This is a genomic window from Hymenobacter sp., assembly GCF_035709525.1.
In the GTDB taxonomy this organism is placed as follows: domain Bacteria; phylum Bacteroidota; class Bacteroidia; order Cytophagales; family Hymenobacteraceae; genus Hymenobacter.
The window spans coordinates 1-25,855 of the sequence record NZ_DASTEP010000171.1 but is presented as its reverse complement, the minus strand read 5'-3'; the positions used below and the strand labels follow the sequence as shown (position 1 = coordinate 25,855).

The following is a 25,855-nucleotide window of genomic DNA, read 5'->3' as shown; positions in this document are numbered from 1 at the left end:
CCGCTATTGGTTGAGGTAGATGGATTTGAGCTGGTAGGTGCCCACGCTCACCACCCGGTCGTTCTCGTTCACGTCGCCACCCAGCAGCACCGTCTGCTCGCCGTTGGCCGAACCCGGCTGCACGTAGTGGATTTTAAAGGTTTCGGGGTCGGTGTGCACGAAGACCACCGGCTTGCCATTCAAATCGGTCAGGGCCGAGGTAGGAATGACCAGCTGCTTCTTGCCGCCGCTGCGGCCCAGCACCTGCACGTTCACGGCCTGACCGGCGCGGAACAGGTTGGTGCCCGTGTTGTCGAGTTCAAGTACTAATTGGCGGGCCTGGTTCACCGGGTTCACCACGTTGCTGAATACCACCAGCCGGGCCGGGGCGCTGCCGGTCTGCCCCTGCAGGCCTTCGACCTGAAACTGGGCCCCGGCCGGAATCTTGTCCAAATCCTGGGCGAACACCTGGGCTTCGACCCGCAGCTTGCCGGGGTTGAGCACCCGGAATAGCTCGTCGCCCTGGCTCACCTGCTGGCCCACGGCGAGGGTAAACACGTCCACCGTGCCGCTGATGGGCGAGGTAATCGTGACGCGGCGGGTGCGGGCCTGCCCGTTGAGAATGCCGGCGTTCTGACGGGCCTGGCGTAGGCGCAGCTCGGCGGCCACTACGTCCTTGCGGGCGGCGATGTCGGCGATGGTTTGCAGGCGGGCGTAGTCCTGCTGGGCGGCGCGCAGCTCGGCCTGGGCGTTGGCCCGCTCGGTGCTGAGGCCAATCTGCTGGGTGGCGTCGAGCGTCTGGTCGATGACGGCCAGGGCCTGCCCGGCGCGCACCACTTGGCCCACTTTGGCCGCCAGACTCACGATGCGCCCGGTCTGGGGCACTACTACCCGGCCCTCACCGCCCGCCGCCGCCGATACGGTACCGTAGAGCGTGAGGCGGTTGTAGGTGTCGGAGTAGCCGGCCAGGGCCGTGCGCACCCCAAACAGGAACTGGCTTTCCTTGGGCAGAGCTACGGCATCGGTCAGGGCCACACCGGTCGAAGCCGGTGCGGCTCCGCCGTGGTCTTCGCCGCCGTGGGCCCACAGCGCGGCGGGCGGGGGCAGCAGCACGGAAAAGGATAGGCTGAGGGCGGCCGTGGCGGCGAGAAACTTATGCGTGGTTTTCATAAACAGCGGGCGTTGAAGTGGGGACGGCCGCTACTGGGCGACGGCGGCGCATAACCAAAGCGGTGGCGGCGATGCCCAGCGCGAAGGCTCCGAAGAGGAGCAGCACGGTTTTCCAGGAGCTGATGAGGGCGGGAGCCGAGGCGGCCGGGGCCGCCGCCACGGGCAGCAGCTTGCCGACTTCGATGCCCGAGAGCAGCATCAAATCGGCCTTGTCGCCGGCCACGATGTTCACGGCCAGGCTGTATTTCTTATTGGCCGGAAACACGCCCTCGACCAGGTAGGCCCCCGGCGACTTTTCGCTGACGGCAAACTTCAGGTCGGCCGCTTCCGGGCAGGTCACGGTCAGCTTAGCCCCCTTGATGGGCGCGTTAGTAGCGTAGTCCGAGATAAAAAGGCGCATGTCCGCGTCTTTGCCCTTGGTCAGGGGCTCGAAGCGCAGCAGCAGCTCAAAGCTCTCGGAGAGCGCGGCCACCGAAAACGTGGTAGCTACCGCCCCGGCCGAGGGCTTGGCCGCGTCGCCGTGGTCTTCGCCGCCGTGGGCGCGGGCTCCGGTGGCCAGCAGCAGGGCCAGCAAAAGCAGGAGAAGGTTCTTCATTATTGTCCCCGCAGGTAGTTAAGTGCCACGATGGCCTGACGGTAGTCGCGGATGGTCGTCAGGTAGGTATTCTGAATGGTAAAGGCCTGGTTGAGGCTCTGAATCAGCACCAGGTAGCTGATTTCACCGGCCTTGAACAGGCGCTGCGACTGGCTGATAATGGCCCGCGACTGGGGAAGGCCCGTCTGCTCGTAGTAGGTGAGCGAGGCGGCAAACTTGCGCGTGTCGGCCAGGGCCTGCTGGTACTGGGTGCCCAGGTCGAGGCGCTGCACTTGCAGCTGGGCCTGGGCGGCCTTGCTGCGCGCCGTGGCCGCTTGCAGCTGGGCGCGGTAGGTCCAGAACCAGATGGGTATCGACGCGCCAAACTGGAAGCGGTACCGGGTGGGCGAGTCGCCGTAAGCCTGGTTCTGGTAGCCTACCGTCAGGGCCGGGGTGCGCCGGGCGCGCACCAGGCTAATGCCCGACTGGCTCAGGGCCACGCTCTGGCCGTAGTAGGCCAGGGTGGGGCTCAGGGCCACGGCGGCGCTGTCCTGGGTGGGCAGCGTGCCCAGCAGCTCCGCACCAGCGCGGGCCAGCTCGGGGCCAGTCTGGCGCAGGTCGGTGTCGGCCGTCAGGTTGGCCTCGGGCGCTCCTACTAAGAGCCCCAGCCGCCGCTGGGCCGAGCGCTGGTCTACCACGGCCTGGTCGAGCTGGTTGCGCACCTGCCGGGCTTCGGCCTCGGTGCTCACCCGCTGCAAGGCCGTTACCTCGCCGGCCTTAAACAGGCGGTCGGTAGCCACTTGCAGCGTCTGAAACAAGCTGTCCTGGTAGGTGAGCTGCCGCACCTGCGCTTCCGCAAATTGCAGGCTCAAAAAGGCCTGGCGCACATCGCGGCGCACGGTGGCCCGGTTCACGTCGAGGCCCCGCTCGGCCAGGGTGATGCCGGCCTGCGCGGCCTGCGCCTGCCGGCGGTACACGGTGGGGAAGTCGATGGTTTGCACCACGCCCGGCGCCCACCGCTCGCCCGTGGGCGCGGAAAACAGAAAGTCTGGGTTGGTGGGCGAAAAGCTGCCGCGCTTCAGGGCGCGCTGCTCCGCGATTTCCTGCGCCGACTGGCGCAGGCGCGGGTGCCGGCGCAGGGCCTGCTGCTCGGCGCTATCCAGGCGCACCACGACCTGCTGCGCGCCCGCCGGCCCGGCCGCCAGCAACAGCAGCAGCAAGAGCCCGGGCAGGCGATGGAAAATGGGAAGGTGATTCATAGGCATTGGTTAGGCCGCTTGTCCCCTCCGCCGGCAGCGGCCAGCGGAGGGGAGCGGTACACAGGGGCGGCCCGAACGCGGACCACCAGCAGCTAGGATTTCTTGACCAGCGCCATGCCGCACTGCGGGCATTTGCCGGGCTCGGTGGCGGCTACTGCCGGGTGCATGGGGCAGGCGAAGGCTGCGCCCACCGTCTTGTGGGGATGGGCCTCGTCCAGTTTGTCGAAGCGCACGGTCAGGGCTTTGCCGTCGGCCGTGTTCAGCGTCACGATGGCCGTGCGCACCTTGGCCCCGGCGGGCAGCTTGGCCGTGAGGTGGTCCTCACCGGCCGGGGCGAGCGGCACGGTTACGGTCGCGTTGGTAGTCAGCTGCACCAGCACCGAGCCACTCATGCCCTTGTTGGGCACGGCGCTCATCTTGGCTCCAAGCAGGTAGAAAGCCAGCTCGGTGGGCTGGGCGACCAGTTCGAGGTGGTAGGGGCTGGCCGAGCGCACCACGCCGCCGTGGGGGGCGACGTGGGCGTGGGTTTCACCCGCCGCCATCTCAGCGTGCTGGGCGTGGGCAAGGGGCGCGGCGGCCAGCAGGGCCAGCGCGGCGAGGAAGGTGCGAAGCATTGGGAAGGGCTGAGCTAGAGGGGGTAGGAGCAGGATTAAGCCTTTTTCAGGTCCATGCCGCACTTCGGGCACTTGCCGGGCGCGTCGCCCTGGCCCCCGTCGTTCATCGGGCACACGTAGGCGGCGGCGGTCGTCTTCATTTTGCCCTCGTTCTTGGCGTGCCAGTCCTTGAACTGCTGGATTTCCTGCTGCTGGGCATCAATCATCATTTTGGCCATCTCCTTGAGCTTGGTATCCTTGCCGTGGGCCAGCTCCACTTTGGCCATGTCCACGGCGCTCTGGTGGTGCACCGTCATCATCATATTGAAGTTCATGTCCGGGTCGGCCACCAGCTGGGGCATGTTTTTCATCATGCCATCCATCGAGGCCTTCATCTGGGCAGTGAAAGGGTCGGCCGGGTCCTGGGGCTTGTAGTTGGTCGGGGCCGAGTCCAGGCGCTCGGCGATGGGCTCCATCTCGCCGATTTCCTTCTGCTGGTCGGCCTTGATTTTTTCGGCCATCTGACGCATGGTGGCGTCCTTGCCGTCGCGCAGCTCGATGTCGGCCATGGCCACTGCCCCCTTGTGGTGCTCCAGCATCATGTGGGCAAAGTCGTGGTCGGTGTTGCCCTTCATCTTCATGGCGTTCATCTTGGCCATCATGTCGTTCATGGACGCCATCAGGGGCGAGGTGCCGGCCGCGCCATCTGCCATTTTCGAGTGGTCCATGCCGGCCATGTCACCAGCGGCAGCAGTGGTATCGGCCGTAGCCGAGTTCGTTTCGGTAGCCGTGGTATCAGCTGATTTGTCAGCGTTGCAGCTGCCTAGCAGCAGGGTGCCCGAGCACAGGGCGGCGAGGAAAAAAGCGGACTTGTTCATGGGGTTTGGGTAAGAGGTGGTGGTGAAAAAGGGGGGGGGGTGACGATGCCGGTTAGGCCTGCACGTTAATGGTGAAGTCGCTGGTGTGAATCTGCCCGCCGTGGTTGAATTGCAGGAACACGCGGTAGAGGCCGGGCTTTTCGAAGTTGGTATTGAAGCCGATGACGGGGCCCTTGTCGGCTTGGTCGTTGGGGTGCACGTGCAGGTAGCGCTCGGTGTCCTCGCTGATGACCACGACGTGGCCCAGCGCCCCTAGGTACTTGTCGAGGTCCGTCACGGGCTGGCCGTTCTTGCTAAGGCTGATTTTCATGCCCAGCAGCTGCCCGACTTTCAGCGCCTTGTCAAAGGAGAGGGTGGCCTGGTAGCCATCCTGGCGCCACTGCATCTGGTCTTTGCTGAACTTGACGGGTGTGTACTTGGGGCCCTGCACGCTCACCACCTGGCGGCCGAGCTGGTGGCCGCTGCCAGCGGGCGTGTAGTCCTGAAACAGCACGTAGTCGCCGCCCTTGGGGAAAGTGAAGGCGGCCTTGTAGTTGCCAGCGGCCGTGAACTCGGGGTGCTCGTGGTCGAACACCGAGAGGTCCTTGCGGACGATGATGAGGTGGATTTTCTTCTCGTGCACCACGGCCAGCGGTACCGGAGCCTTTTCATTGCCGAGTTCCTGCGGGGTGTAGGTGAGCGTCGCCGGCTGGCCGGCCACCAGCTGCATAGGCTGGGGCTCGAACTTCATCTGGTAGCTTTTGCCATTGCTTACCTGGTCGTTGTGGACTAGCTCCATGCCGCACTTGGGGCACTTCTCGCCGGGCTTGGTACTGGTCACCTCTGGGTGCATGGGGCAGGCGTAGGTGTGGCCCCCGGCGTGGGCAGCGGTGCTGTCGGGCGCGGTGCCGGTGGGCGTGGTAACGGTGTTGGTGGCGCTGCTGCTGGACGAATCCGAGGAGCAGCCGGCAACGGCGAAAATGCTGGCAGCGGCCAGCAGCGGAACAAGAATGCGATGCATGAAAACGGGTATGGGATGGGAAATGCGGGGCCGAAAAGGCCGTTGGGGCCTACGCCTGCCACTGCTGCCAGAGCACGAAGCCCAGCGCGGCAGCCAGCCCGGCGTAGAGCAGGTAGGACAGCCAGCGACGGCCCGGCCCACGGGGGGGCGGCGCGCCGGCCTCCTGACAGCAACTCTTCATTGCGGAGGAGGAAAAACCAGGAAAATGGGGGGAGGGGGCGCGGCCTAGCCACGCGGACGAGCAAACGAAAAGGCCCGCCCCGGACATAGCATAGCTATGCCGGCGCGAGCCTTAGCGCGTCGGAAGAATCAGACAGTCAGCGACTGGATGAAAATGCGGATGTCGGGTATTTTGGGCTTGAGCTGCCGGGGCGAAACCAGGACAACGGTAGCCGTGCGGTCCCACTTGCCAGCCAGGGGCCGAAAATGAAACTCGATTGCCGCCGGCAGCACAGCCGGGGCAGGGATAAGCAGGTGCTTCTGAGCGGGCGTGGTCAGCGACGAAAGCAGCGAAGCCGACTTATCCTTGCAGCAGTCGTGGCTGCGGGGCGACTTGGCCGGGTGGCCATCGTGCTTGACCTGGTGCTCGGCTACCGCGCCGTGCCCGTGGCAGCCGGGGTGCGCCGGCTTCTGGGCTTCGTGGTGGCGCATGGCCGCCATCGGCGGTGCCAGCAAGGTAGGATTTACCGTCGCGCACCAGCACTGCCCCACGAACACGTTGACGAAGACGAGCAGGAAGCTCGTCGCCAGCAAACGGCGGAAAGGGTACAGGCTACGGAACATAACGGGCGCTAAGCAGCCGCAAAATTAGGTTTTCTCCCGAGAGGAAATGGGCTGCTTCCTTACCCGCGAAGCCGCAAAAGGGTTCCGGCAGCTAGGTCAGGCTTATGGAGATGCAGGAGTAAAAAGGCCTCCGTGAGTGCCCTAGGGCGTTTTGCTGAGGCAGCCGCCAAGCGTCGGGTGAGTACTTAGTGCAAAATTATGCAAGTATGTGACGTGATTTTATAAGCATGTCGCTGGTAACTGCCTGATAATGCCGCAGGGCTTCGAAAATAAATTTTAGCCTTTTTCCAAGCGGTGGGGTGGATTTCGTATTCATTGGTGAGCGGGGTTATCAGGACCTGATTCTTGGTGCCCCAATCAATAACTTTATTTTTTACCCCTTTTACCTATGGCAACTACGCCAAAAATGCTGGGGCTTTTACAAGAGAAAGCCCAAAGACTTGGTATCGCTACCGATGCGATACTGCAATCAACCATCCAGTTCTACTGGTACAACGCCGACGACCAGTTTGAGGCGCTCGGCAGCGGCGTGCTGCTGACTGTTGAGAGCCGCTACTTCGTGGCCACGGCCGCCCACGTCATGAAGGGTGCTACCGCCAACACCTACGTGGTGCTGGGTGGCTACGAAATGAAACTGGCTGGCCGGTGGTGCTCCACAAGCACCATCGTCAATGACCTAGCCGTGCTGGAGCTGAGCGACGCGCCGCAAATAGCGGAGTTGCAGCAGGCCTACCGATTCCTGACGCTGGATGACCTGACCCTGAAGCTGGAAAGCCTTACCGGCAACTACCTGCTGGTGGGCTATCCGGCCACCAAGACTAGGGTCTACGGCGGCGGGGTGCATCCGAAGCCCTATTTTCTGCAAGCGCCGGAGGCAACCGACTTCAACCTTGCTAGCAAAAGTCTGCAACGCGCTGCCCACCTCGTGCTCAACGCTACGGGCCTGGTAGTGTCCGCTACCAACCCCAACCCTCACAAAACCCCGGAACTGGAAGGCGTCAGCGGCGGCGGCGTGTGGGATACCTGCAACTACCTGCTGCGCGACCCGGCCCAGGAGAAAAAGCTGGCGGGCATCATCACCGAGGAAGTGAAGAGTAGCCGTGGCCGCCTGCGTCACTTATTAGTTACGCGGACGGCCGTACTACTGGAAGTCATGCGGCGGGGCTTTGACTTGAACCTACCGGCATCTACGACCATAAAGACCAAGGCCAAACCTGATTATTTGGCTGTTCCGTAGCTGGTGGCGTCTAAAACGCAGATACTATGGGGCCCGACAGGAAGCGTAAACTTCTGCTGTCGGGCCCCGGCGCGTTGAAGCTACTGGCTAGTGTACCAGCGGCGGCGGAACCAGAAGGCGACGTTTACTAGGGCAATCAGGGCTGGCACCTCAATCAACGGACCGATGACGCCGGCAAAGGCTTGCCCTGAGTTCAACCCAAAGACCCCAATGGCTACGGCAATGGCCAACTCAAAATTGTTGCCGGTGGCCGTGAAGGCGATGCTGGCGTTTTCAGCGTAGTCAGCCCCCAGGTACTTGCCGGCCGCGAAGCTGAGCACGAACATAATACCGAAATAGAGGGCCAGCGGAAGGGCAATGCGCAGCACGTCGAGGGGAATCCGCACGATGGTTTCGCCTTTCAAGCTGAACATGACCACGATGGTTAATAGCAAGGCAACCAAGGTAATTGGGCTAATGGCCGGGATATACACCCGCTCATACCACTCGTTGCCTTTGAGACGGCGCAGCACTAGGCGCGAGAGAAACCCGGCCGCGAAGGGGATGCCCAGGTAAATCAGCACGCTCGGGGCAATGTCACCCATGCTGATGTTCACGGCGTAGCCTCTCAGGCCGAAGTGCGGGGGTAGGACCGTGATAAAGAGCCAGGCCAGCACGGCGTAAAACAGCACCTGAAAGATAGAATTGAGGGCCACCAGGCCGGCCGCGTACTCGCGGCTGCCGTCGGCCAGGTCGTTCCAGACGAGTACCATCGCAATGCAGCGGGCAATGCCAATGAGAATCAGCCCCATCATGTACTCGGGCTTGTCGGGCAGCAGCCAGATAGCCAGGAAAAACATGAGCAGCGGCCCCACTAGCCAGTTCAGCACCAGCGACAGCCCGATAATGCGCGTGTTTTTAAAGACCGTGGGCAGTTGCTCGTACTTGACCTTAGCCAGCGGCGGGTACATCATCAGAATCAGGCCCAGGGCCAGCGGCACGTTCACCGTGCCCACCGAAAAGTAACTTACGGCGTCGTTGATGCCGGGCACGAAATAGCCCAGGCCTACTCCCAGGGCCATGGCCAGAAAAATCCAGAGCGTCAGCCCCCGGTCGAGGCCCGAGAGCTTCTTCTGGGCGATAGCCGTTGGGAGCGGCGCGGAAAGTGATTGGGGAAGCATAGTCATGAAAAAAAGAGGTTAAGCGACGCCCACGCTCGGGCTGCGGCGCTCCATTTGCACCGTATTGCGCCACACGCCGTGGTGCTGGCCGATGCGTTCGCGGTGCCCGATGACGCGGAACCCCACTTGGGTATGCAGGCCAATGCTGGCCGCATTTTCCTCGAAGGTGCCGGCTTGCAGCGTCCAGATGCCATTGGCTTCGGATTCCTGAATCAACGCCTGGAGGAGCTGCCGCCCCACACCTTGCCCCCGCGCCTCGGCGGCGATGTACACACTGATTTCAGCCACACCGCCGTACACGCAGCGGCCCGAAACAGGCGAGAGCGCCGCCCACCCCAGCACGGTCCCGTCAGCGGCCAGCGCTACTAGGCGACTATGCGCCAGGTGACCCTTATCCCAGGCTTCCCACATCGGGGCTTGGGTTTCAAAGGTGGCATTGCCTGTCGCGATGCCGGCCTCGTAGATGGCCCGTACGGCTGGCCAGTGGGCAGGGGTAAGAGAAGCTATTTTCATAATAAAAAAGGCAGGTGAAGCGGCTAATCATTTGCGGTTGAGTAGATAAGCTCCGGCTGCTAGCAGGACGACGCCGACCAGCTTGGTCAGGGAGAAGCTGCTGCGGGGCAGACCCAGCAGGCCAAACTGGTCGTAACACAGGGCCGTGAGCAACTGTCCGGTCACGACTAGGGCGAAGAGACTAGCCGCGCCGACCCGTTGCAGCGAGAAGGTGATGGCCGCCAGGTAGACCATGCCCAGGGCGCCCCCGGTCCACTGATACCACTTCAGCGCGCCGAAGGTGGCCAGGCTCGGCATGGGTTCCTGGCCAGCCACCAGCACGGCTGCCGCCGCCAGGCTCCCCACCAGATAGGAAGTGAGCACTGCCCACGTCACGCCGTGCAGGGCACCGCGCAATTGGCTGTTTACCACGGATTGCGTAGTCAGGGCCGCTCCTGCGAGCACGAGCACCAGCAACGAAAAGACTTTCATGGAGCAGGCTAGTAGGCCTTGCGCAGCATGTCGGCGTACTCGTTGGGTAGCGGCGAGGCTTCGACCGCTTGCGCGGCTTGCTCCACATCGTAGGTCACCCGCACGAACTCCGAGCGTAGGCTGCTAGCGTCGGTAAGGGTAGTATGCTGGTCGAGGTGCAGCAGCAGGTAGGCGGCGCGGGCGTCACCATCCTTGGGCTTGCCCACGGAGCCGATATTGAGCGCGTGCCGGTAACGGGTTTTGCCCTCGTGCTGGTAGGGAATGGCCCGGTGGTAGGGCTTGTGGGTGTGCCCGAAGAGCAGAATATCAGCCCCGGCCCCTTCCAGCAGGCGCGCAAAGCTGCCTTCCGGGAAGTCTTCGAACAAATACTGGTTGATGCGGCGCGGCGAGCCGTGGACCATGAGCAGGCTGAGCGTGCAGGGCTCGTCCTGAAAATCCAGGCGCATGTGCTTGGGCAGCAGGCGCAGGTAGCGCCGCTCGTCGTCGCCCACGACCGAGTTCGTATAAGCGATGCTTTGCGCGCCCAGGCTCTTATCAATGTCCGTCTGGTAAGCGCAGCCGCAATCGGAGCTGGCCAGGCCAATGCCCTGGTCGTAGTTGCCGGCCAGCGTAGGGATGCCCCGCCGCCGCACCTCGTTCACCACTTCATTGGGCCAGGGCGCATAGCCCACCAGGTCGCCCAGGCAAAACACCATGTCCGGCCGGCGCTGGTCCAGGTCAGCCAGCACCGCTTGCAGGGCCGGCAGGTTGCCGTGCACGTCGGAAAAGAAGGCAATTGTCATCGAAAATAATTAAGCAGAGGGGATAGAAAGCAAAACGGCGCAACCCGAGGGGCTGCGCCGTGGGAGGCCTTAGCAGCACCCGCCGCCCGGCGTGCAGCACGCCGATTGCAGCTGGGGCAAGGCAAAGGCAGCGTTGGGGATGCCACAGGCGTCTTGGGCTAGGCAAGCGGTCTGTTTGGGCGTCAGCATGAAGTCGATACCGTCGAAGTCAAGGCCAAACTTGCCGATAGTGGCTTGTTGATATTCAACCTCAATGGGCAAATCCTCGCTGCCTAGAATCTTCTCCGACAGGTTCAGGATGTGCAGAAATTTTTGCGGGGCCAGGCGGTGGTCGTAGTCGCCAGCTTCCCAGAGTTGAAAGTTGGCTACGGTTTCCTTCCGCTCCACGCCGCCACAGTCGATGAAATGCTTGCTCACCAAACCGACTTCCGTGACGTGGAAGTGCGCGGGTAGGTATTCGCCCGAGGGCAGGCGAAAATTCACGGCCTCCAGCCCCGCCAGGGACTGCTTCATTTCGGAGATATTCATAAAAACGCTTTAGGTGAAGTTGGTAAGATTAGCAGGCGCAGGCGTCTTCTGGCCCGCACACCGGCCCTGTCGCGGTGGCCTCGATGAAAAAGGCCGTGAACTGTTGGTGTACTTGGTGCAGCAATTCAGTATTGAGGCAGTAGCAGACCGTGAGCCCGTCGATTTCGCCACGAATCAGGTCCAGTGCCTTCAGCTCCTGCAAGTGCTGCGATACGGTGGTGCGCGAGAGGGGCAGCTCAGCGGCAATGTCGCCCGAGATGCAGGTTTTCTTGCTGGCCAGAAACTGAATGATGGCTACTCGCGCCGGATGGGCCAGGGCTTTGGCTACGCGGGCGAGCTGCTGCTGGTCGGTAGTGAAGGCGGCGGTTTTGGCGTAAGTCATGGCTAACTATAAAGTATGTCGCAAATATACGACAAACAATGACGCAAGTATACGACATAGCGAAATATTCTCTTTTACAGTAAATAGGCGATATGTCCTTAGCGTAAGTTTCTGGCCTAGCTCTGGTGCTATTCCTAACTGACTGCTTCCTTACCCAAACTGCATGGCGAGGGTGTTCGTGGTTTACCTTCCAGCATATTTGAGCAGTCATGCCGCTAGTACCGAAAAACCCGGGGGGTACGTTGGCCGAGCAGTACCTTGCTGAACTCGGTGAGCGCTCTTTTTTAACGCTATGGAGCTACGTCAGCCCTTTTCGCAACCAAAGCTTCAGCGCGCAGGGTAGCGAAGGAAAAGAGCTGTGTGATATGCTGGTGGTGTTCGATGAGCACGTCATCATCTTTTCGAGCAAGCACTGCGATTATCCCACTACCTCCAACCCGGTATTGAACTGGAGCCGTTGGTACAGGCGAGCCGTGGCGGCGGCGGCTGACCAACTCTACGGGGCCGAGCGGTGGTTGAAGCAGCATCCTGACCGGGTATACCTAGACAAGGCCTGCCAGCATCCTTTCCCGGTGCCCTTGCCAGCTCCGGCCGCCATGAAAGTCCACCGTATAGTCGTGGCGCATGGTGCTTCGCAGGACTGCCAAGCGGAGTTTGGCGGGACAGGAAGCTTAATGCTGGACAACCGGGTGCAGGGCACGGCCCACTACGACACCCAGCGCTTCACGCCCGAGCCGTTCACCCTTGGCTTGGTGGACCCGACTAAAGCCTACGTGCACGTCTTCGATGATGCCTCATTGGCGGCCGTGATGCACCTGCTGGATACGATAACGGATTTCGTGGCCTACCTAGAGAAAAAGGAAGCCCTATTATCCCAGCGTGGACTAAAAGTGTGGGCGGCTGGCGAGGACGATTTATTGGCCTACTACCTGCGTAACACGGACCACGACGAAGCTAGTCCTACGTTTGGTCGCCACATCTTCCCCGTTGCGGCGGGCTACCAAGGTTTGCGCATTTCAGAGGGATTTTGGAGCGACTTCATAACCAGTCCGCAGTACCAAGCGCGTCGCAAAGCTGACCAGGGCAGTTATGCCTGGGACGGCTTGATAAAATTCATCTATGAACACACAGACGCTGGCAAAGCCTACGCCCTGCGTCTCGACACCTCCTTTACCAACCGAGAAGCAGCCTTGCGCATCATGGCGCGCGAGTCACGGCTGAGCCGCCGAATGCTGGCCAAGTCCTTCCGGGAAATGATAGCGATGTCAGAGCCGGACGAGTACCGCGTGCGGCACACCGGTGCGCTGGAAGATAGCGGCGTGCAATACGTATTCCTGCTCTTGCCCCGACGCAAAGGAGAAACGGTGGCTGAATACCGGGTGCGGCGCTTTGAGGCGCTACAGGGGTACTGTCTAGCTATCAAGTTTCAGCAGTTTGGCCAAACGCAAAAGTTCTTCGGCATTGCAACTGAAGCCGGGGGGTTCGACGCGTTGAGCAGCTACGATTTGATGTATTTCGAAGGCGACGTGTGGGAAGATAACGAGCGGGAATTAGCTGAGCAGGCTAGTTTGCATTTGTTTCGGAACCCCGTAGCCTCAACCGCTCATGAAGACGAATACCCAGAGGGCAACGAAGGTGAGTAGCGCTGGTAATCCCATATTGCCTGTCAAATTATGCAAGTCTGCGACAGTATTTAGTACCAACTTTGGGGAGTAGGAGCCGTTGCTTTGTAGGGTAGTTGTAGGCCTAAGCCGTGAGGCTAGCGGGCTCAGCAACCTGCTACAAATCTACTAGCTATGGAACCTGCCACTAAAACCGAAACCCTCGATATCGAAGGCATGACTTGCGCCTCGTGCGCGTCCTTCGTCGAGAAGTCGCTCAGCCGCACGCCGGGGGTGCAGCGGGCGATGGTCAACTTTGCCACCGAGAAAGCTACCGTGGACTACGTGCCCACCCAGGCGTCCCCGGCTACGCTGAAAGAGGCAGTTGTCAATGCCGGCTACGGCGTAGCGGAGCGCGCCCCCGATACCAGCGCCGCCGAGCGCAGCGCCGAAATCGACCGCCAGAAGGCGCTGGCCTACCAGAAGCTCAAGCGCCGCTTCGGGGTCGCCGTGGGGCTAGCCGTCCTCATCATGCCCCTGAGTATGCTCATGCTCTGGCCGGCGATGATGCAGCGCGTGAACATGCAGTGGCTCAACTACGCCCTGCTACTGCTTACGCTGCCCGTGCTGCTCTACAGCGGGCGCGAGTTCTATGTGTCGGCCTGGAACGGCTTCAAGCACCGGGCCGCCAACATGGATACACTCATTGCCGTGGGCACCGGCGCGGCGTTTCTCTACAGCCTGGCCGCGACCGTCGTGCCCGGCTTCTTCACCAGCCGGGGCCTGATGCCCGAGGTATACTATGACACGACGGCCACCATCATTGCCCTGATTCTGCTGGGCAAGGTGCTGGAGCTGCGGGCCAAAACCCAGACCTCGGCGGCCATGCGCAGCCTCATCGGCCTGCAAGCCAAAACCGCCCGCGTGGTGCGGCCCGATGGGGCGGAAGTCGATGTGCCCATCGAGCAGGTGCAGCTGGGCGACCTCGTAGTGGTGCGCCCCGGCGAGAAGGTGGCCACCGATGGCCTTATCACCGAAGGTTCCTCTTCGCTCGATGAGGCCATGCTCACCGGCGAAAGCCTGCCGGTGCAGAAGCAGGCGGGCGACCCGGTATTCGGAGCTACCCTTAACAAGACCGGCTCCTTCCGCTTCCGCGTCACCAAAGTAGGGGCCGACACCATGCTCTCCCAGATTGTGAAGCTGGTAGAGGATGCTCAGGGCAGCCGCGCCCCCATTCAGCGGCTGGCCGATAAGGTGAGCGCCATCTTCGTGCCCACGGTCGTGGTCATTGCCATTCTCACCTTCGTGCTGTGGTTTGATTTTGCCCCGGCCGGTGCCCGCCTGCCGCTGGCAGTGGTCAACTTCGTGGCCGTGCTCATCATCGCCTGCCCCTGCGCGCTGGGGCTGGCCACGCCCACCGCCATTATGGTGAGCACGGGCAAGGGCGCGGAGCATGGCGTGCTCATCCGCAACGCCGAAGCCTTGGAAAAGGCCTATAAAGTCAACACCGTGCTCCTGGATAAAACCGGCACCATCACCCGCGGCGAGCCCGCCGTGACGGACTTCTGGACGCTGCCCGGCCAGGAGGCGAGCCAACTGCTGCAAGTGGTGGCCGCCGTGGAGCGCCAGAGCGAGCACCCGCTGGCTGAGGCCGTGGTGCGCCACGCCGACGCCCAGGGCGGGGCCAGTCTGAGCGCCACCGGCTTCCGCGCCGTGGAAGGTAAGGGGGCCGCCGCCACCGTCAACGGCCAGGCCGTGCTGATTGGCAACCGCCGGCTGCTGGCCGATGAAAGCGTAAGCCTCTCCCCTGCCGTGATTACCCAGGCCGAGCAGTTGCTGGCCCAGGCCAAAACCGTGCTGTACGTCGCCGTGGCCGGCCAGGCCGTGGGGCTGCTGGGCGTAGCCGATACCGTGCGCGACACGTCGGCCGCGGCCATCAAAAAGCTCCAGGAGCTGGGCATCGAGGTGGTGATGATGACGGGTGATAACACCGAAACGGCCGCCCAGGTGGCCGCGCAGGTGGGCATCACGCGCTACTTCGCCGAGGTGCTACCCGCCGATAAAGCCGGCAAGGTGAAGGCACTGCAAGCCGAGGGCCGCACCGTGGCCATGGTGGGCGACGGCATCAACGACGCGCCGGCGCTGGCCCAGGCCGACATTGGGCTGGCCATCGGCTCGGGCACCGACGTGGCGATGGAAGCGGCCGGTATCACGCTCATGCGCTCGGACCTGCATGGCGTGGTGACAGCCATCGAGCTGAGCCGCCAGACCATTCGCACCATCAAGCAGAACCTGTTTTTCGCCTTCATCTACAACACGCTGGGCATTCCCGTGGCGGCCGGGCTGCTCTACCCCTTCTTCGGTATTCTGCTCTCGCCCATGCTCGCGGCCGGGGCCATGGCCCTCAGCTCGGTATCGGTGCTCACCAACTCGTTGCGCCTGCGCGCGTTCGACAACCACTAGTCTTTACCTGTTAGTTATGGATACGCCCGCTATCATCGTGACCGTCGCCGGCCTGGCCCTCGCCGGGTTCGTGCTCTGGTACTTCTTCTTTTCGGCCCGCCAGACGGCCAGCGCCGTTTCCTCTTCCAGTGGCGTGCAGGAGGTGGCTATTACCGTGAAGGGCGGCTATTCGCCCGACGTGATTGAGGTGCAGCGCGGCCAGCCCGTGCAGCTGAGCTTCTACCGCGACGAGGAAAACAGCTGCTCGGAGGAGCTGCTGATGCCCGATTTCAGCGTCCGCCGCGACCTGCCGGCCTTCAAAACCACGCTGGTCGAGTTGCTGCCCCAAGAAGCCGGTACATTTCCGTTCACCTGCGGCATGGGTATGCTGCGGGGTAGCCTGGTCGTGAAATAATGACGCATCCCATGAAAGCTGACGTTAGCATTGCCCACGTGCTGCCCCCGCCCGATTCGCACCGGCTGCTGATTAAGAACATGGTGTGCCCGCAGTGCATCCGGGTGGTAGGCGAGGATATGGCGGCCCTGGGCCTGCGCGTGCACCGCGTGGCGCTGGGCGAGGCCGACGTGTCTACGCCCGATGGTACGGCCCCCGACTGGCCGGCCATCCGGGCCAGCTTGCGGGAAGCCGGCTTCGAGCTGCTGGAAGACCCCCGCGACCAGCTGGTGGACCGCATCAAGACGCTGCTGGTGGCCCTGATTCACTACCCGCCGCCCGGTCCGCGCCTGCTCAACTACTCGGATTACCTGGTCGAGCACCTGGGCAAGGACTACCATTACCTTTCCCACTTGTTCTCCGCTTCCGAAGGCCTCACGATTGAGAAGTTTATCATCCGCCAAAAGGTGGAGCGGGCCAAGGAGCTGATTGGCTACGGCGAGCTGCCCATTGCCGAAGTGGCCCAGCAACTGGGCTACAGCAGCCCGGCGCACCTCTCGCGGCAGTTCCGGCAGGTGACGGGCCTTACGCCCACCGAGTTTCAGCGGCTGGGGCCCGCCAGCCACGCCCGCCGCAGTCTGGACTCGCTGATTTAAAGGTTCGGTTGTGCTAGGGTAAAATAAGTGGCTTGTGGTCAGATGATAGGCAGGAGCTAGGCAAGGCCTTATTTAACGGGCTGCTGCTTTTTTGTGTTCTAGTCGGTAGCACAACGGCCCCAACTCCGGCGGCTCTTCCTCAGCCTATGAAACGACAGCTTCTCGTTGAATTTAATAACCTATTTAAGGGGCCGGCGCAGCCCATTGCCGACTACCTGAGCGGTATTGGAGAGCATCAAAAAGTGTGGGGCAGCTGGGGTCGGCAGCATCACCGACTAACTTGGGAAGCCGTACTTGTCGGTGCAGACCATGACCCCATCAACCTTTGCTTCACCTGTTGACCGCCTGGCGGTGGGCTACCAGCTCAAGATTCATCTGCTGGGCATCAGTCCGCAAATCAGTCGGCGCGTGCTGGTGCGGGGCGACACCACCCTGGCCGAGCTGCATCATGTCTTTCAGGTGGTGATGGGCTGGGAGAACTGGCATCTGCATAGCTTTCATCTCTGGGGCAAGGACTACGGTATTGGTTATGCGGGCGGCACGTGGTATGCCGAGGATGCCCGGCGGGTCCACCTGGGCGATTTCCCCTGGCGGGTCAACGATAAGTTCACCTACACCTACGACTTCGGCGATTACTGGCAGCACCAGATACGGGTCGAAAAAGTGCTGCCGCTGACGGCCGTGCCGACCTCTCCGGTTTGCGTGGGTGGCCGCCGGGCCTGCCCCCCGGAAGAAGTCGGTGGCCCCAGTGGCTACGACCAGCGCACACTCGACCAGTTCAGTTGGCGCTATGAATCCCTCGGCCGCTTGCTGGCCGGCGAGGACATCCGGGAGGACGACGTGCCCACCTGGTTCTGGACCTATCGGCCGGAACACTTCGACAAAGACTACGTCAATCGAAAACTGGCCAAAGTGTATCAACTTAAGGGTAATCCCGATTTTCTGCTTTCGCAGGGCGGCTACGACTATTTCTTCGCGGATGTGAAAGCCTGAAAACTGTATCATAAAAACCAGATGGTTTACTTGATACAGTCCGGGTAGCTTTGCCCTATGCAACAGGCTGTCATTTTCGTGCGCGTCTCCAAAAAGGAGCAGGACTACCAGCGACAGGTGGAAGACCTGCGCGCCGTGGCCCAGAGCCAGGCCGTGCAGGTCGTGGCCGAGATTGCGGAGAAAATTAGCGGAGCCAAGCGGAATCAGGACCGGGAGGGGATTCAGCAATTAATGGAACTGAGCCGCCGAGGCGCCATCCAGAAAGTATTGGTGAGTGAAGTCTCGCGCCTAGGCCGCTCCACCGTGGAAGTGCTACAGATAGTAGAGGAGCTGACCCAGTTGGGCGTCAGCATCTACGTCCAAAACTTCGGGATTGAGACCCTGAAAAACGGCAAACGCAATCCGGTGGCGCAGTTCATGTTCACGTTGCTGGCTGAGTTTGCCCGCCTGGAACGTGAAACCCTGCGCGAGCGCATTCTCTCGGGTATGGATGAGGCGCGCCGGCAAGGCATCACCATTGGCCGGCCGGTGGGCACCACGGAAGAGAAGGCCATCTTTCTGAAAAAGTATACGGCCGTCGCCCGGCAGCTGCGCGCGGGCCTGAGCGTACGTAACACGGCCAAGCTGTGCGACGTGGCCATTAACACGGTGCGTAAAGTAAAAGCCTTGCTGTAATCCTTAACTCCTCAGTTCCATGAACTTCAAACTACAACTAGTGGCTTGTCCCTCAGGAGGCGACGCGCCCATCTTCGAAGACGTGTTCACCTGGAGCCGGGAGGAGCTGAGCTTAGCCAGCGTAGGCCTGACGCTGGCCGAATCGAAAGAGCTGCTGCAACGCATTCAACAAAAGATGATTGCGCAGCAAGTGGCAACGCATTTGCAGGCGCAGCTGCCCGTCGGCTTGCGGAAGAAGGGTAGCTACCCGCTCCAGCTGAAAACCTTGTTCGGGAACGTCATGGTCAACAGCCCGCGCTACTATCTGCCGCCCACCGAGGCGGGACCTAAGACATTCAGCCCCCTGCAGCACCTGTTTCCGCAGCACGTGACGCCGGAGCGGCTATACCTGGAAACCAAGTGGGCCAGTCTAATTCCCTACCAGAAAACGGCCGATTTGCTCCACGACGTGCTGCCCCTGAGCGCGAAACTATCGGGCACGACCATCCAACAGCACCTGCACGCCGTGGTCGAGGCACAGGAAGAGCAGCTGCCGCAGGAAGTGGCTCCTTTTCACGGCGTTTGTCAGCGCGACCGCGAGGCCTTGCCATGTCCACCCCGCCCGCTGGTGGTCGGCCTCGACGGCGGCTACGTCCGTCACTGGCATAAAAAAGGCTGTTTCGAGGTGATTGCGGGCAAAAGCATTCCCGCAGAGGGTACCGCCAAATGCTTTGGCTTCGTGCAGGAAGTAGATGCCAAGCCGCGCCGACGGGTCTTCGAGGTGCTGCGTTCGCAGGGACTACAAGCGAATCAGGCCGTGGAATTCTTTACCGATGGCGCCGCGATTCTGCGGTCGCTGACCAGCTATCTGAGCGCGGAGTCCACCCACATTCTAGATTGGTTTCACCTAACCATGCGCCTGACTGTGCTGCAGCAGTACGCGCTGGGCTTCGCCCAGGTCGACGCGGCCGGAGGAAAAGCGCTGCAGGACGGCTTAACCCGCATCAAATGGCACCTCTGGCACGGCAACGCCGAGCGGGCCCTGGAGAAAATACTGGACCTGGAGGATGCGCTGGCCACGCACCAAGACGACCCGAGCATGGCCCGGAAATACAGCAAGTGTAAACCGTTGAGCAGACTAATTGCTGATTTTCACACCTATGTAGAGCAGAACAGCGGCTTCATCTTGGACTACTCGGAACGCCAGCGCTACGGCGAACGGGTGTCTACGGGCTTTGTAGAATCAGCCGTCAACCAGGTGCTGTCAAAACGCATGGTCAAGCGCCAGCAGATGCAGTGGACCAAAAAGGGCGCGCATCTGCTCGTACAGGCCCGCACCAAGGTGCTCAACGAGGAATGGGAAGACTGTTTTCGGCAGCAGTACCCCGGTTTCCGGTCAGTGCCAGCGGAACCTCTAGCAATGGCTGCTTAACCCCACTGCCCCACACTTTTTGATGCTCTCCACAAAGCCCTGATTTTATTAAATGACCAGTACGATGGTCCACCCTTGGACGTGCAGTACTGCTACGACCTATTGCTTAAAACCCCACTCGAAAAAGAAATTTCGCTGCCCGCGAAGTTCCGGGAGCATATTACTGACTACTTTTTAGTTACCAGTGTAACCCAACCGCAAGTCGAAGCAGCCTACCAGCGCACCCGCGACATTCTCTATCAATTGATGCGAGATAAGGGCCTAGTAAAGTAATAAGCAGTCAAGTCGCCAAATACCCCGCCGTATGTCATCGTTTGCCCCTGAAATTAAGTACTCCAACCGTCGCCGCACCATCGGCCTCACGGTGGAGCGCGACCGGCAGCTGGTAGTGCATGTTCCCGCCGGCACCAGTGATGACACTATCCAAGCCATTCTGCACCAAAAACGGCACTGGATTCAGGAAAAGCTAGACCACCCCCAAAAATATCCTGTGGCCCCCACCACACCCGTCATGCGGCCTGGCTCCAGTATCTATTTTCTCGGTCGCACCCACCTGCTCCAGACCGCCCCCGAGCTTGCCGCCCCTCTCTACTTCGACGGCCACACCTTCACTCTAGGGGCGGCCCTAATGCCCAAAGCTAGTGCCCTAGTCCAAACCTGGCTACGCCGGCAAGCCCAGACCGTTATGCTGCCCCGCGTCGAGCGTTTCGCCAAGTCCCTCGGCGTATCCTACCAGCGCATCCAACTCCTTGACCTCAAATACCGCTGGGGTTCCTGCACCGCCAATGCCGCCCTGCTATTCAACTGGCGTCTCATCCAGTCCCCCAGTACCGTCATCGACTATATCATCGTCCACGAACTGGCTCACCTGTTGATTAATGACCATTCCCCAGCCTTCTGGAATGTTGTTGCCGTGCAGCTTCCACTTTACGAGCGAGCCAAAACCTGGCTCCGCGAACATGGAGCTATTTTGGAAGAGCTAGGATAAGATTATAATGGCTAACTGGAAAAAAGAGCTGGAAATGATGCTGGAGGAAATCGACAGCAATCAAATTACCGTTGAACCTCATTGGGTATTGGAAACCACAATAGAAGATTTAGATGCAGCAGGCGTAGGCATCTTCCATCATTATGAAAATGATTCTTATACTCGGCAGCAGTGGTATTTTCTGCGTAAGGGAATGGTGTTAATAGCAGTAGATTTTTCTCGCTTACTCCCCGTGCTACACCCCGAGTATAGAAAAGAGTTAGAAGATGGAGAATTTATCAATTGGCAGGCTTTGCAGATTATAAAAGAGTGGCGTGGTGGCATGAAGCTTACCGCACCATTTTGTGCTTTAACACATGATCAGAATAAGATTCAAATTTTTGTAGGTAATCATCGTATTAATACTGCCTTGCGTATTGGAGCTAAGAGCATCTTTTTGTTGATACCAAAAGCACAGCTTTCCGTTTTTCAAAAACTACTCGGCACTTTTTCTGTATATGAGCAATCTGCTATAGTATTTGACAAATAACGAATAATAAATAAAATGCTGCATAATATTATGAAATAATGCTTATTCTTAGTTAATAAACTTTGCATCAATAGCACCGGGGTTTATGACTATGTCGCCAAATTTGGCATTATCAGTTAATGCTTATAATTGAACTTTCTGCATTCAGTCTCGACGTACTTAATTAATAATTGTGCTATGTTGAGAAAAAATTCCTATGCCACTGCTTGCCGGGATTTAAGGTCTAGCATGGCAGGCGGAGCCCGTCTGGTAATAGGTAACCTGAAGCGAGCATAAAGGACTAGTCAATAAAAGCTGGGCTATAGTCAGTTTAAGAACGTCCGTTTGAGGAAAGGTCCGACTGCTATTGCTCCCCAGAGGCAGTAGACATTACTCACCGCTTGAGCAGCCGCAGCACCGACATGGGCAAAAAGTGCTGCCCGCGCCGCGTGCGATACCCGCCGTCGTTGAGTTCTTGCGCAATCTGCTGCAACGTATGCCCCTGCGCCTGCAGCAGCTTCCCCAACCGCGCCGCTTGTTGATTCTGCTGATTGGTCCGGGCATTCTCCTGGCGAATAGCCAAACTCTTGGCGATGGCCGCCGGGGTCATATTAGCCGGCGTACCCAGCACCGCCCCCCGGGCCTTTTTAGCGGCGAGCGCATCCTTGGTGCGTTTGGAAATCATCTCCCGCTCGTGCTGGGCGATGACGGCAAACAGCCCCACGGTAAGCGTATTCGCATCCGGCATGTCGCAGCAGACGAAGGCTATGCCCGAGTCGCGCAGGGCAAAGATGAACCCAGCGTTCCTCGACAATCTATCCAACTTGGCAATCAACAACGTCGCCCCCGCTGCCCGGGCAGCCGCGATAGCGGCCAGCAACTGGGGCCGCTGATTCTTCTTGCCCGATTCAACTTCCACAAACTCCCCCAGCAACTGCGCCGGGTTCGCAACGAACGCTCGCACCGCGGCTTGCTGCGCTTCGAGTCCGAGGCCAGACTGCCCCTGGCGAGCGGTGCTTACTCTGTAATAAGGAATGTAGCGGGTAGTCAAAGCAGACGTATTAGAAGGAATAGGCTGCTAAGGTAGGGTGTTATAACGTTTATTAAACGAACGTTTATAACATGTAAAATGACCTAACTTGTGGGTGTTTTGTGCCAACCACCCGTTTTGTACTGTGTCCGCCCTGCTTCTCCCCGCTCGCACCTATACTCCTTATTATAGAGTCTCCACCCAAAAGCAGGGTAGCTCGGGCCTCGGCCTCGCCGCCCAGCGGGCGGCCGTCCTGGCGTTCGTGGCCGACCCGTCTCAGCTCGGCGGCGAGTTTGTCGAAATTGAGAGTGGCAAGAAGAACCAGCGCCCGCAGCTACTCGCCGCCATCGCGGAGGCCCGGCGCGCGGGGAGCACGCTGCTCATCGCCAAGCTCGACCGGCTGAGCCGGAACGCGGGCTTCATCTTTGCCCTGCGCGACTCGGGGGTGGAGTTCGTCTGCTGCGACATGCCCGACGCCAATACGCTTACCGTGGGGCTCTTCGCCGTCATCGCGCAGCACGAGCGGGAGATGATTTCCAAGCGTACGAAAGACGCCCTTACTGCCAAGAAGGCACGCGGAGCGCAGCTTGGCAGCCCGCAGAATTTGACACTCGACGCTATTGCCCAAGGGCGGGCCATCATGCAGCGCAACGCCCGCGAGCACCAGGCTAACCGGCAGGCGGCGCAGCTGGCCGAGTTGCTGCGGGCTAAGGGGGAGACGTTGTGGCAAATCGCGGTCAAGCTCAACGACGCCGGCTACCGGACCCGGCGTGGGAAAGCGTTTCAGGCCACTACCGTGCAGCGGTTGCTGCCTCCTGTTGCCGATATTGGGGTAGTCTAGTAAAAACGCATTGAGCATGGGCAGTGGAATATAAGACTTCACACCGCCTGTTTTTACTCGACCACCTCAGATTACGGTTGTCGGGCATGGGCAGTGGAAGGTAAGACTTCGCACTGTCTGTTTTAACTGCACCACCTCAAGGTCACTCATCCTTGATTCGGAGGATACTGTTATTCGCAAATAGGGCTGACGCAGGGACTGATTATAAACCAGTCCCTGCGCCAGCCCTATCGTCATTCTAAGATTACCGACTATGCGCCTCTAGCGTAGGGCGACTCGTGACACACTACTACCCATGCGGCTGGTGAGGCGCAAGAGATATAAACCACGCGGCAAATCGCCCGTTGCCAGCGTTAAATCGTTCGGCAGCAAAGTGACTTTACGCACTAGCCGACCCGTCATATCAAGCAACGCGACTTCAAGCGGCTCTTTCAGACCTTTGGCCTCCAGGTGTAGCTGGTCGGTGGCCGGGTTAGGGTAGGCAATAATGCCCGCCACTTGCGGAGTGGCAGTGGCCAGCGCGGTCAGGCTGCGGTTGAGGTAGACGCGCACGGTGTTGTCGCCTGAGCATCCCACGACAATATCCTTCACCTGGTCGCCGTCCATGTCGGCCACTTGCAGCAAGGTCGGGTCGGCCCCGGTGGCTAGGGTTTGGGGGGTGCCGTAGCGGCTGATGCCAGTAGCACCCGTGTGGCGAAATACCTGTAGCTTATTATCGGCTGTAATGGTGATGAGCTCGGGGTAGTTATCGCCGTTTAGGTCTTCGAGCAGCACGCGGCGTGGGGCCCCCGATAGGGCGTAGCCGGCCGCGGTACCAAACTGATACGTGCCCGTGTTCAGAAACACGGTAATCTCGTTGCTGCCGGCGTTGGCCACGGCAACATCGGGCTGGTAGTCGCGGTTTACGTCGCCCACGCCCACGTCGACGGGCTGGGTGCCGACGCTTGACAGCGTCAGCGAGGCGTTGGCCAGCAGCCAATTGGTCAGACCGACACTCTGGCTGGCGAATACTACCTGAAACTGATTGGTCGCCGGGTTGGGGAAGGTTACGTCCAGGTAGCCATCCCGGTCGAAGTCGGCCAGGGTGAAGCGGGGCGGCACAAAGCTGTTTGTCGCCACCGTGCTGCCCTGGTTGGGAAATGTACCGCCCCCGCCGTAGGCCTGCCACGAGATGCTATACTGCTGCGGCCCATCGTAGGTATAGGCAAAGTCAATGTAATTGTCGCGGTTGAGGTAAGCCGCTGCCAATTGCGGGTTAGTACTAACCGCAGCAGTACCGAAGCTCTTAGCGGCCGTAATTGGCGTAAAGGCTCCCTGCCCATTGTTTTGCAGCAGCGTCCATTTGCTGCTGGGGCCGCTCACGGCCACCAGGTCGTAGGCGGGGCGACTGTTGAGGTTGCTCAACGACACCGCCACTAGCCCGCTCGGAGCAGTGCCAGCAGCATAAGTACTGTTGGGGCTGCTAGGAAAGGTACCAGCGACCGTCTGCAAGTACACGCTAACAGAGTTTAGCCCACGCTGGCACACGGCGATATCGCCCCTATTGTCTGTGTTTAAGTCTGCTATTGCCAATGCGCTCAAACCTGCGCTAGTGGGCAAATTAATGACAGAAGCTGAAGACAAAGCAACACTTTGATTAGCCTGAGCATTTGCTACTGTATCGGATAGCAAGATTGATATTAGAGAAATTAGTATATTCTTCGTCATATGTCAAGCATTTAGTTAAAAAAGCTTTGCTACAATGATTTAACTTAATTGCAGATTTGCATCATGTATTTGCTTTATTAAAAATATAAAAGAACTTAATGTAATAAGTACATAAATTATAAAAAAATAATTTGCATACGCACTCGGCTTATATGATTCTAAGTATTTGTAATTATCCACGTCTTTAACTAATTTAAAATAGTTAAATAGCAAAATAGATGCATAAATAAGTATATAAAACAATGGGTTAATATGTTTTGGTGTCATCTTAGCAGCAATCATTACAAAATAGACAATTGTTGCTACATTCATGAACATCAAAAATGACGTATTAAGAAGAGCTGTCACATCTTGTGTATCTTTTACCTTAACTAAGAATACGAATCTTAACACTTGATAAAAAAGATGCTTGTGCATATTTTTTAAGCATTTATACATTAGAGACGTTATGAATTGTAATCAATACGTTTTAAATAATACTCATCATACTGAGCTTATTAAGCTATCTGCGTCATTTCATCAAATAACTTGATTGAAGCAATTAAGATATTTTAACGAACTCAGTACAATATTTAATCACTTGCTGTTAAGACTCGTTGCCTTCATTTTGAATGGCAGTTATTCTCTCAATCTTTCGGTCTCCCGTCCCATATGGCATCTTCAATCTGGTCACCATATTTCATTTCTACAAGGTCATAAGCGATACCTACTGCAGGTATAAATGTACCAACAATGCCCATTACAATATTAGCGGTTGCTCGGTATCCACTTATGTCACCATTGGCATACTGAGCAACTGATACAAGTGCACCGACAATTGCAAGCCCCTTACTAAGTGCCTTAACAGTGCCTAAATAAGTCTCTAGCCTTTTGACGTGGGCAATCTTGTCTATATACTGGTTTCCATAAAATTTCGGGCCATATATTTTGCCATGCGCAAGCCATTTTCCAGCATTACGCATAGTTTTAACAATATGTTCTTCGCGATCTAATGCTGCTCCAATAAAAGCAACGCCAGCGTCTGCTCCATTAAGGGCACCACTACTAAAGGGCTTATCATCTATCGTAACCGCAGTTTTACCAATTGGGTCATATGTGCTGATAGTCGGAGGAGCCCAAGCTTGCGTAACCCGCCAGAATTCACCCGAGCCTATTGTAATGGGCTTGTAGTTGCTATCATGTTTTCCTGTACTAAGCTGTGCTTCATAAGTAAACACAACTTGGAATCCTCCATGCCCGTCACTTTCCAATACACCCGGTCCGGTAAAGCCTCCGCTAACGCTCCAGCTAGCAAAGCCTC

General features: G+C 59.1%; 28 protein-coding genes. 11 read left to right on the top strand and 17 right to left on the bottom strand.

Going from position 1 to position 25,855, the window contains the following annotated elements:
* Nucleotides 1–3 precede the first annotated feature (3 nt).
* From VFO93_RS15355 to VFO93_RS15320, 8 genes are all read right to left on the bottom strand, one after another.
* Complete coding sequence (locus tag VFO93_RS15355) at nt 4–1,149, bottom strand: efflux RND transporter periplasmic adaptor subunit (protein WP_144853253.1); 1,146 nt, start codon at nt 1,147–1,149, stop codon at nt 4–6.
* Nucleotides 1,133–1,744, bottom strand: a complete 612-nt coding sequence (locus VFO93_RS15350) for a hypothetical protein (protein WP_144853255.1) — start codon at nt 1,742–1,744, stop codon at nt 1,133–1,135. The genes VFO93_RS15355 and VFO93_RS15350 overlap by 17 nt, the downstream gene beginning before the upstream one ends.
* On the bottom strand, nt 1,744–2,982 hold the full coding sequence (locus tag VFO93_RS15345) for a TolC family protein (protein ID WP_198172996.1): 1,239 nt from the start codon (nt 2,980–2,982) through the stop codon (nt 1,744–1,746). Before VFO93_RS15345 ends, VFO93_RS15350 begins: the two co-directional genes overlap by 1 nt.
* Before the next feature lie 92 nt (nt 2,983–3,074).
* A complete protein-coding gene (locus tag VFO93_RS15340; protein ID WP_157569740.1) occupies nt 3,075–3,596 on the bottom strand; it encodes a heavy metal-binding domain-containing protein in 522 nt (173 codons plus the stop codon).
* A 35-nt stretch (nt 3,597–3,631) separates the two neighbouring features.
* Nucleotides 3,632–4,453, bottom strand: a complete 822-nt coding sequence (locus VFO93_RS15335; RefSeq protein ID WP_325135262.1) for a DUF305 domain-containing protein — start codon at nt 4,451–4,453, stop codon at nt 3,632–3,634.
* Nucleotides 4,454–4,505: 52 nt separating this feature from the next.
* Complete coding sequence (locus tag VFO93_RS15330; RefSeq protein WP_157569736.1) at nt 4,506–5,453, bottom strand: heavy metal-binding domain-containing protein; 948 nt, start codon at nt 5,451–5,453, stop codon at nt 4,506–4,508.
* Between the two features lie 49 nt (nt 5,454–5,502).
* Nucleotides 5,503–5,634 (bottom strand): hypothetical protein, encoded by a 132-nt coding sequence (locus VFO93_RS15325; RefSeq protein WP_262386163.1) that lies wholly within the window; start codon nt 5,632–5,634, stop codon nt 5,503–5,505.
* A gap of 128 nt (nt 5,635–5,762) precedes the next feature.
* A complete protein-coding gene (locus tag VFO93_RS15320; protein WP_325135261.1) occupies nt 5,763–6,236 on the bottom strand; it encodes a hypothetical protein in 474 nt (157 codons plus the stop codon).
* A 388-nt stretch (nt 6,237–6,624) separates the two neighbouring features.
* On the opposite strand from VFO93_RS15320, the gene VFO93_RS15315 reads away from it, so the two are divergent.
* A complete protein-coding gene (locus VFO93_RS15315; RefSeq protein WP_157569732.1) occupies nt 6,625–7,473 on the top strand; it encodes a hypothetical protein in 849 nt (282 codons plus the stop codon).
* An 80-nt stretch (nt 7,474–7,553) separates the two neighbouring features.
* Here VFO93_RS15315 and arsB read toward each other — a convergent pair whose 3' ends face one another.
* The 6 genes from arsB to VFO93_RS15285 all read right to left on the bottom strand — a co-directional run bounded on the left by arsB (nt 7,554) and on the right by VFO93_RS15285 (nt 11,309).
* Nucleotides 7,554–8,633, bottom strand: a complete 1,080-nt coding sequence (gene arsB / locus VFO93_RS15310; protein WP_157569861.1) for an ACR3 family arsenite efflux transporter — start codon at nt 8,631–8,633, stop codon at nt 7,554–7,556.
* Between the two features lie 18 nt (nt 8,634–8,651).
* Complete coding sequence (locus VFO93_RS15305) at nt 8,652–9,146, bottom strand: GNAT family N-acetyltransferase (protein WP_325135260.1); 495 nt, start codon at nt 9,144–9,146, stop codon at nt 8,652–8,654.
* A 27-nt stretch (nt 9,147–9,173) separates the two neighbouring features.
* Nucleotides 9,174–9,617 carry a DMT family transporter gene (locus VFO93_RS15300; RefSeq protein WP_157569857.1) on the bottom strand — a complete coding sequence of 148 codons (444 nt, stop codon included), beginning with the start codon at nt 9,615–9,617 and terminating at the stop codon, nt 9,174–9,176.
* 8 nt (nt 9,618–9,625) lie between these two features.
* Complete coding sequence (locus tag VFO93_RS15295) at nt 9,626–10,399, bottom strand: metallophosphoesterase family protein (protein ID WP_157569855.1); 774 nt, start codon at nt 10,397–10,399, stop codon at nt 9,626–9,628.
* Nucleotides 10,400–10,468: 69 nt separating this feature from the next.
* Entirely contained in the window at nt 10,469–10,927 is a 459-nt protein-coding gene (locus VFO93_RS15290; protein WP_157569853.1) for a DUF6428 family protein, read from the bottom strand.
* Between the two features lie 28 nt (nt 10,928–10,955).
* Nucleotides 10,956–11,309: an ArsR/SmtB family transcription factor gene (locus VFO93_RS15285; RefSeq protein ID WP_157569851.1), complete on the bottom strand. Its 354-nt coding sequence runs from the start codon at nt 11,307–11,309 to the stop codon at nt 10,956–10,958.
* 209 nt (nt 11,310–11,518) lie between these two features.
* Between VFO93_RS15285 and VFO93_RS15280 the strand changes: the two genes are divergently transcribed.
* The 9 genes from VFO93_RS15280 to VFO93_RS15240 all read left to right on the top strand — a co-directional run bounded on the left by VFO93_RS15280 (nt 11,519) and on the right by VFO93_RS15240 (nt 20,998).
* The gene (locus VFO93_RS15280; protein WP_157569849.1) at nt 11,519–12,952 is read left to right on the top strand and encodes a hypothetical protein; all 1,434 of its coding nucleotides are present in this window, start codon (nt 11,519–11,521) and stop codon (nt 12,950–12,952) included.
* A 153-nt stretch (nt 12,953–13,105) separates the two neighbouring features.
* Nucleotides 13,106–15,373, top strand: coding sequence for a heavy metal translocating P-type ATPase (locus VFO93_RS15275; RefSeq protein ID WP_325135259.1), 2,268 nt, complete (start codon nt 13,106–13,108; stop codon nt 15,371–15,373).
* 16 nt (nt 15,374–15,389) lie between these two features.
* Nucleotides 15,390–15,767, top strand: a complete 378-nt coding sequence (locus VFO93_RS15270; protein WP_144853272.1) for a cupredoxin domain-containing protein — start codon at nt 15,390–15,392, stop codon at nt 15,765–15,767.
* 11 nt (nt 15,768–15,778) lie between these two features.
* Nucleotides 15,779–16,402, top strand: coding sequence for a helix-turn-helix domain-containing protein (locus tag VFO93_RS15265; RefSeq protein WP_157569845.1), 624 nt, complete (start codon nt 15,779–15,781; stop codon nt 16,400–16,402).
* Nucleotides 16,403–16,702: 300 nt separating this feature from the next.
* The gene (locus tag VFO93_RS15260) at nt 16,703–17,395 is read left to right on the top strand and encodes a plasmid pRiA4b ORF-3 family protein (RefSeq protein WP_325135281.1); all 693 of its coding nucleotides are present in this window, start codon (nt 16,703–16,705) and stop codon (nt 17,393–17,395) included.
* A 57-nt stretch (nt 17,396–17,452) separates the two neighbouring features.
* Entirely contained in the window at nt 17,453–18,070 is a 618-nt protein-coding gene (locus VFO93_RS15255; RefSeq protein ID WP_325135258.1) for a recombinase family protein, read from the top strand.
* A 19-nt stretch (nt 18,071–18,089) separates the two neighbouring features.
* Nucleotides 18,090–19,481, top strand: coding sequence for an ISKra4 family transposase (locus tag VFO93_RS15250; RefSeq protein ID WP_325135257.1), 1,392 nt, complete (start codon nt 18,090–18,092; stop codon nt 19,479–19,481).
* 304 nt (nt 19,482–19,785) lie between these two features.
* Entirely contained in the window at nt 19,786–20,469 is a 684-nt protein-coding gene (locus VFO93_RS15245) for a SprT family zinc-dependent metalloprotease (protein WP_325135256.1), read from the top strand.
* Nucleotides 20,470–20,476: 7 nt separating this feature from the next.
* Entirely contained in the window at nt 20,477–20,998 is a 522-nt protein-coding gene (locus tag VFO93_RS15240; protein ID WP_325135255.1) for a hypothetical protein, read from the top strand.
* A 373-nt stretch (nt 20,999–21,371) separates the two neighbouring features.
* Here the strand turns inward: VFO93_RS15240 and VFO93_RS15235 are convergent, their stop codons facing one another.
* Nucleotides 21,372–22,028 carry a recombinase family protein gene (locus VFO93_RS15235; protein ID WP_325135254.1) on the bottom strand — a complete coding sequence of 219 codons (657 nt, stop codon included), beginning with the start codon at nt 22,026–22,028 and terminating at the stop codon, nt 21,372–21,374.
* 124 nt (nt 22,029–22,152) lie between these two features.
* Between VFO93_RS15235 and VFO93_RS15230 the strand changes: the two genes are divergently transcribed.
* A complete protein-coding gene (locus VFO93_RS15230) occupies nt 22,153–22,848 on the top strand; it encodes a recombinase family protein (RefSeq protein WP_325135253.1) in 696 nt (231 codons plus the stop codon).
* A gap of 261 nt (nt 22,849–23,109) precedes the next feature.
* Here the strand turns inward: VFO93_RS15230 and VFO93_RS15225 are convergent, their stop codons facing one another.
* A complete protein-coding gene (locus VFO93_RS15225) occupies nt 23,110–24,258 on the bottom strand; it encodes an FG-GAP-like repeat-containing protein (protein ID WP_325135252.1) in 1,149 nt (382 codons plus the stop codon).
* A 923-nt stretch (nt 24,259–25,181) separates the two neighbouring features.
* A partial coding sequence (locus VFO93_RS15220) for a hypothetical protein (protein WP_325135251.1) occupies nt 25,182–25,855 on the bottom strand: 674 nt, incomplete at its 5' end.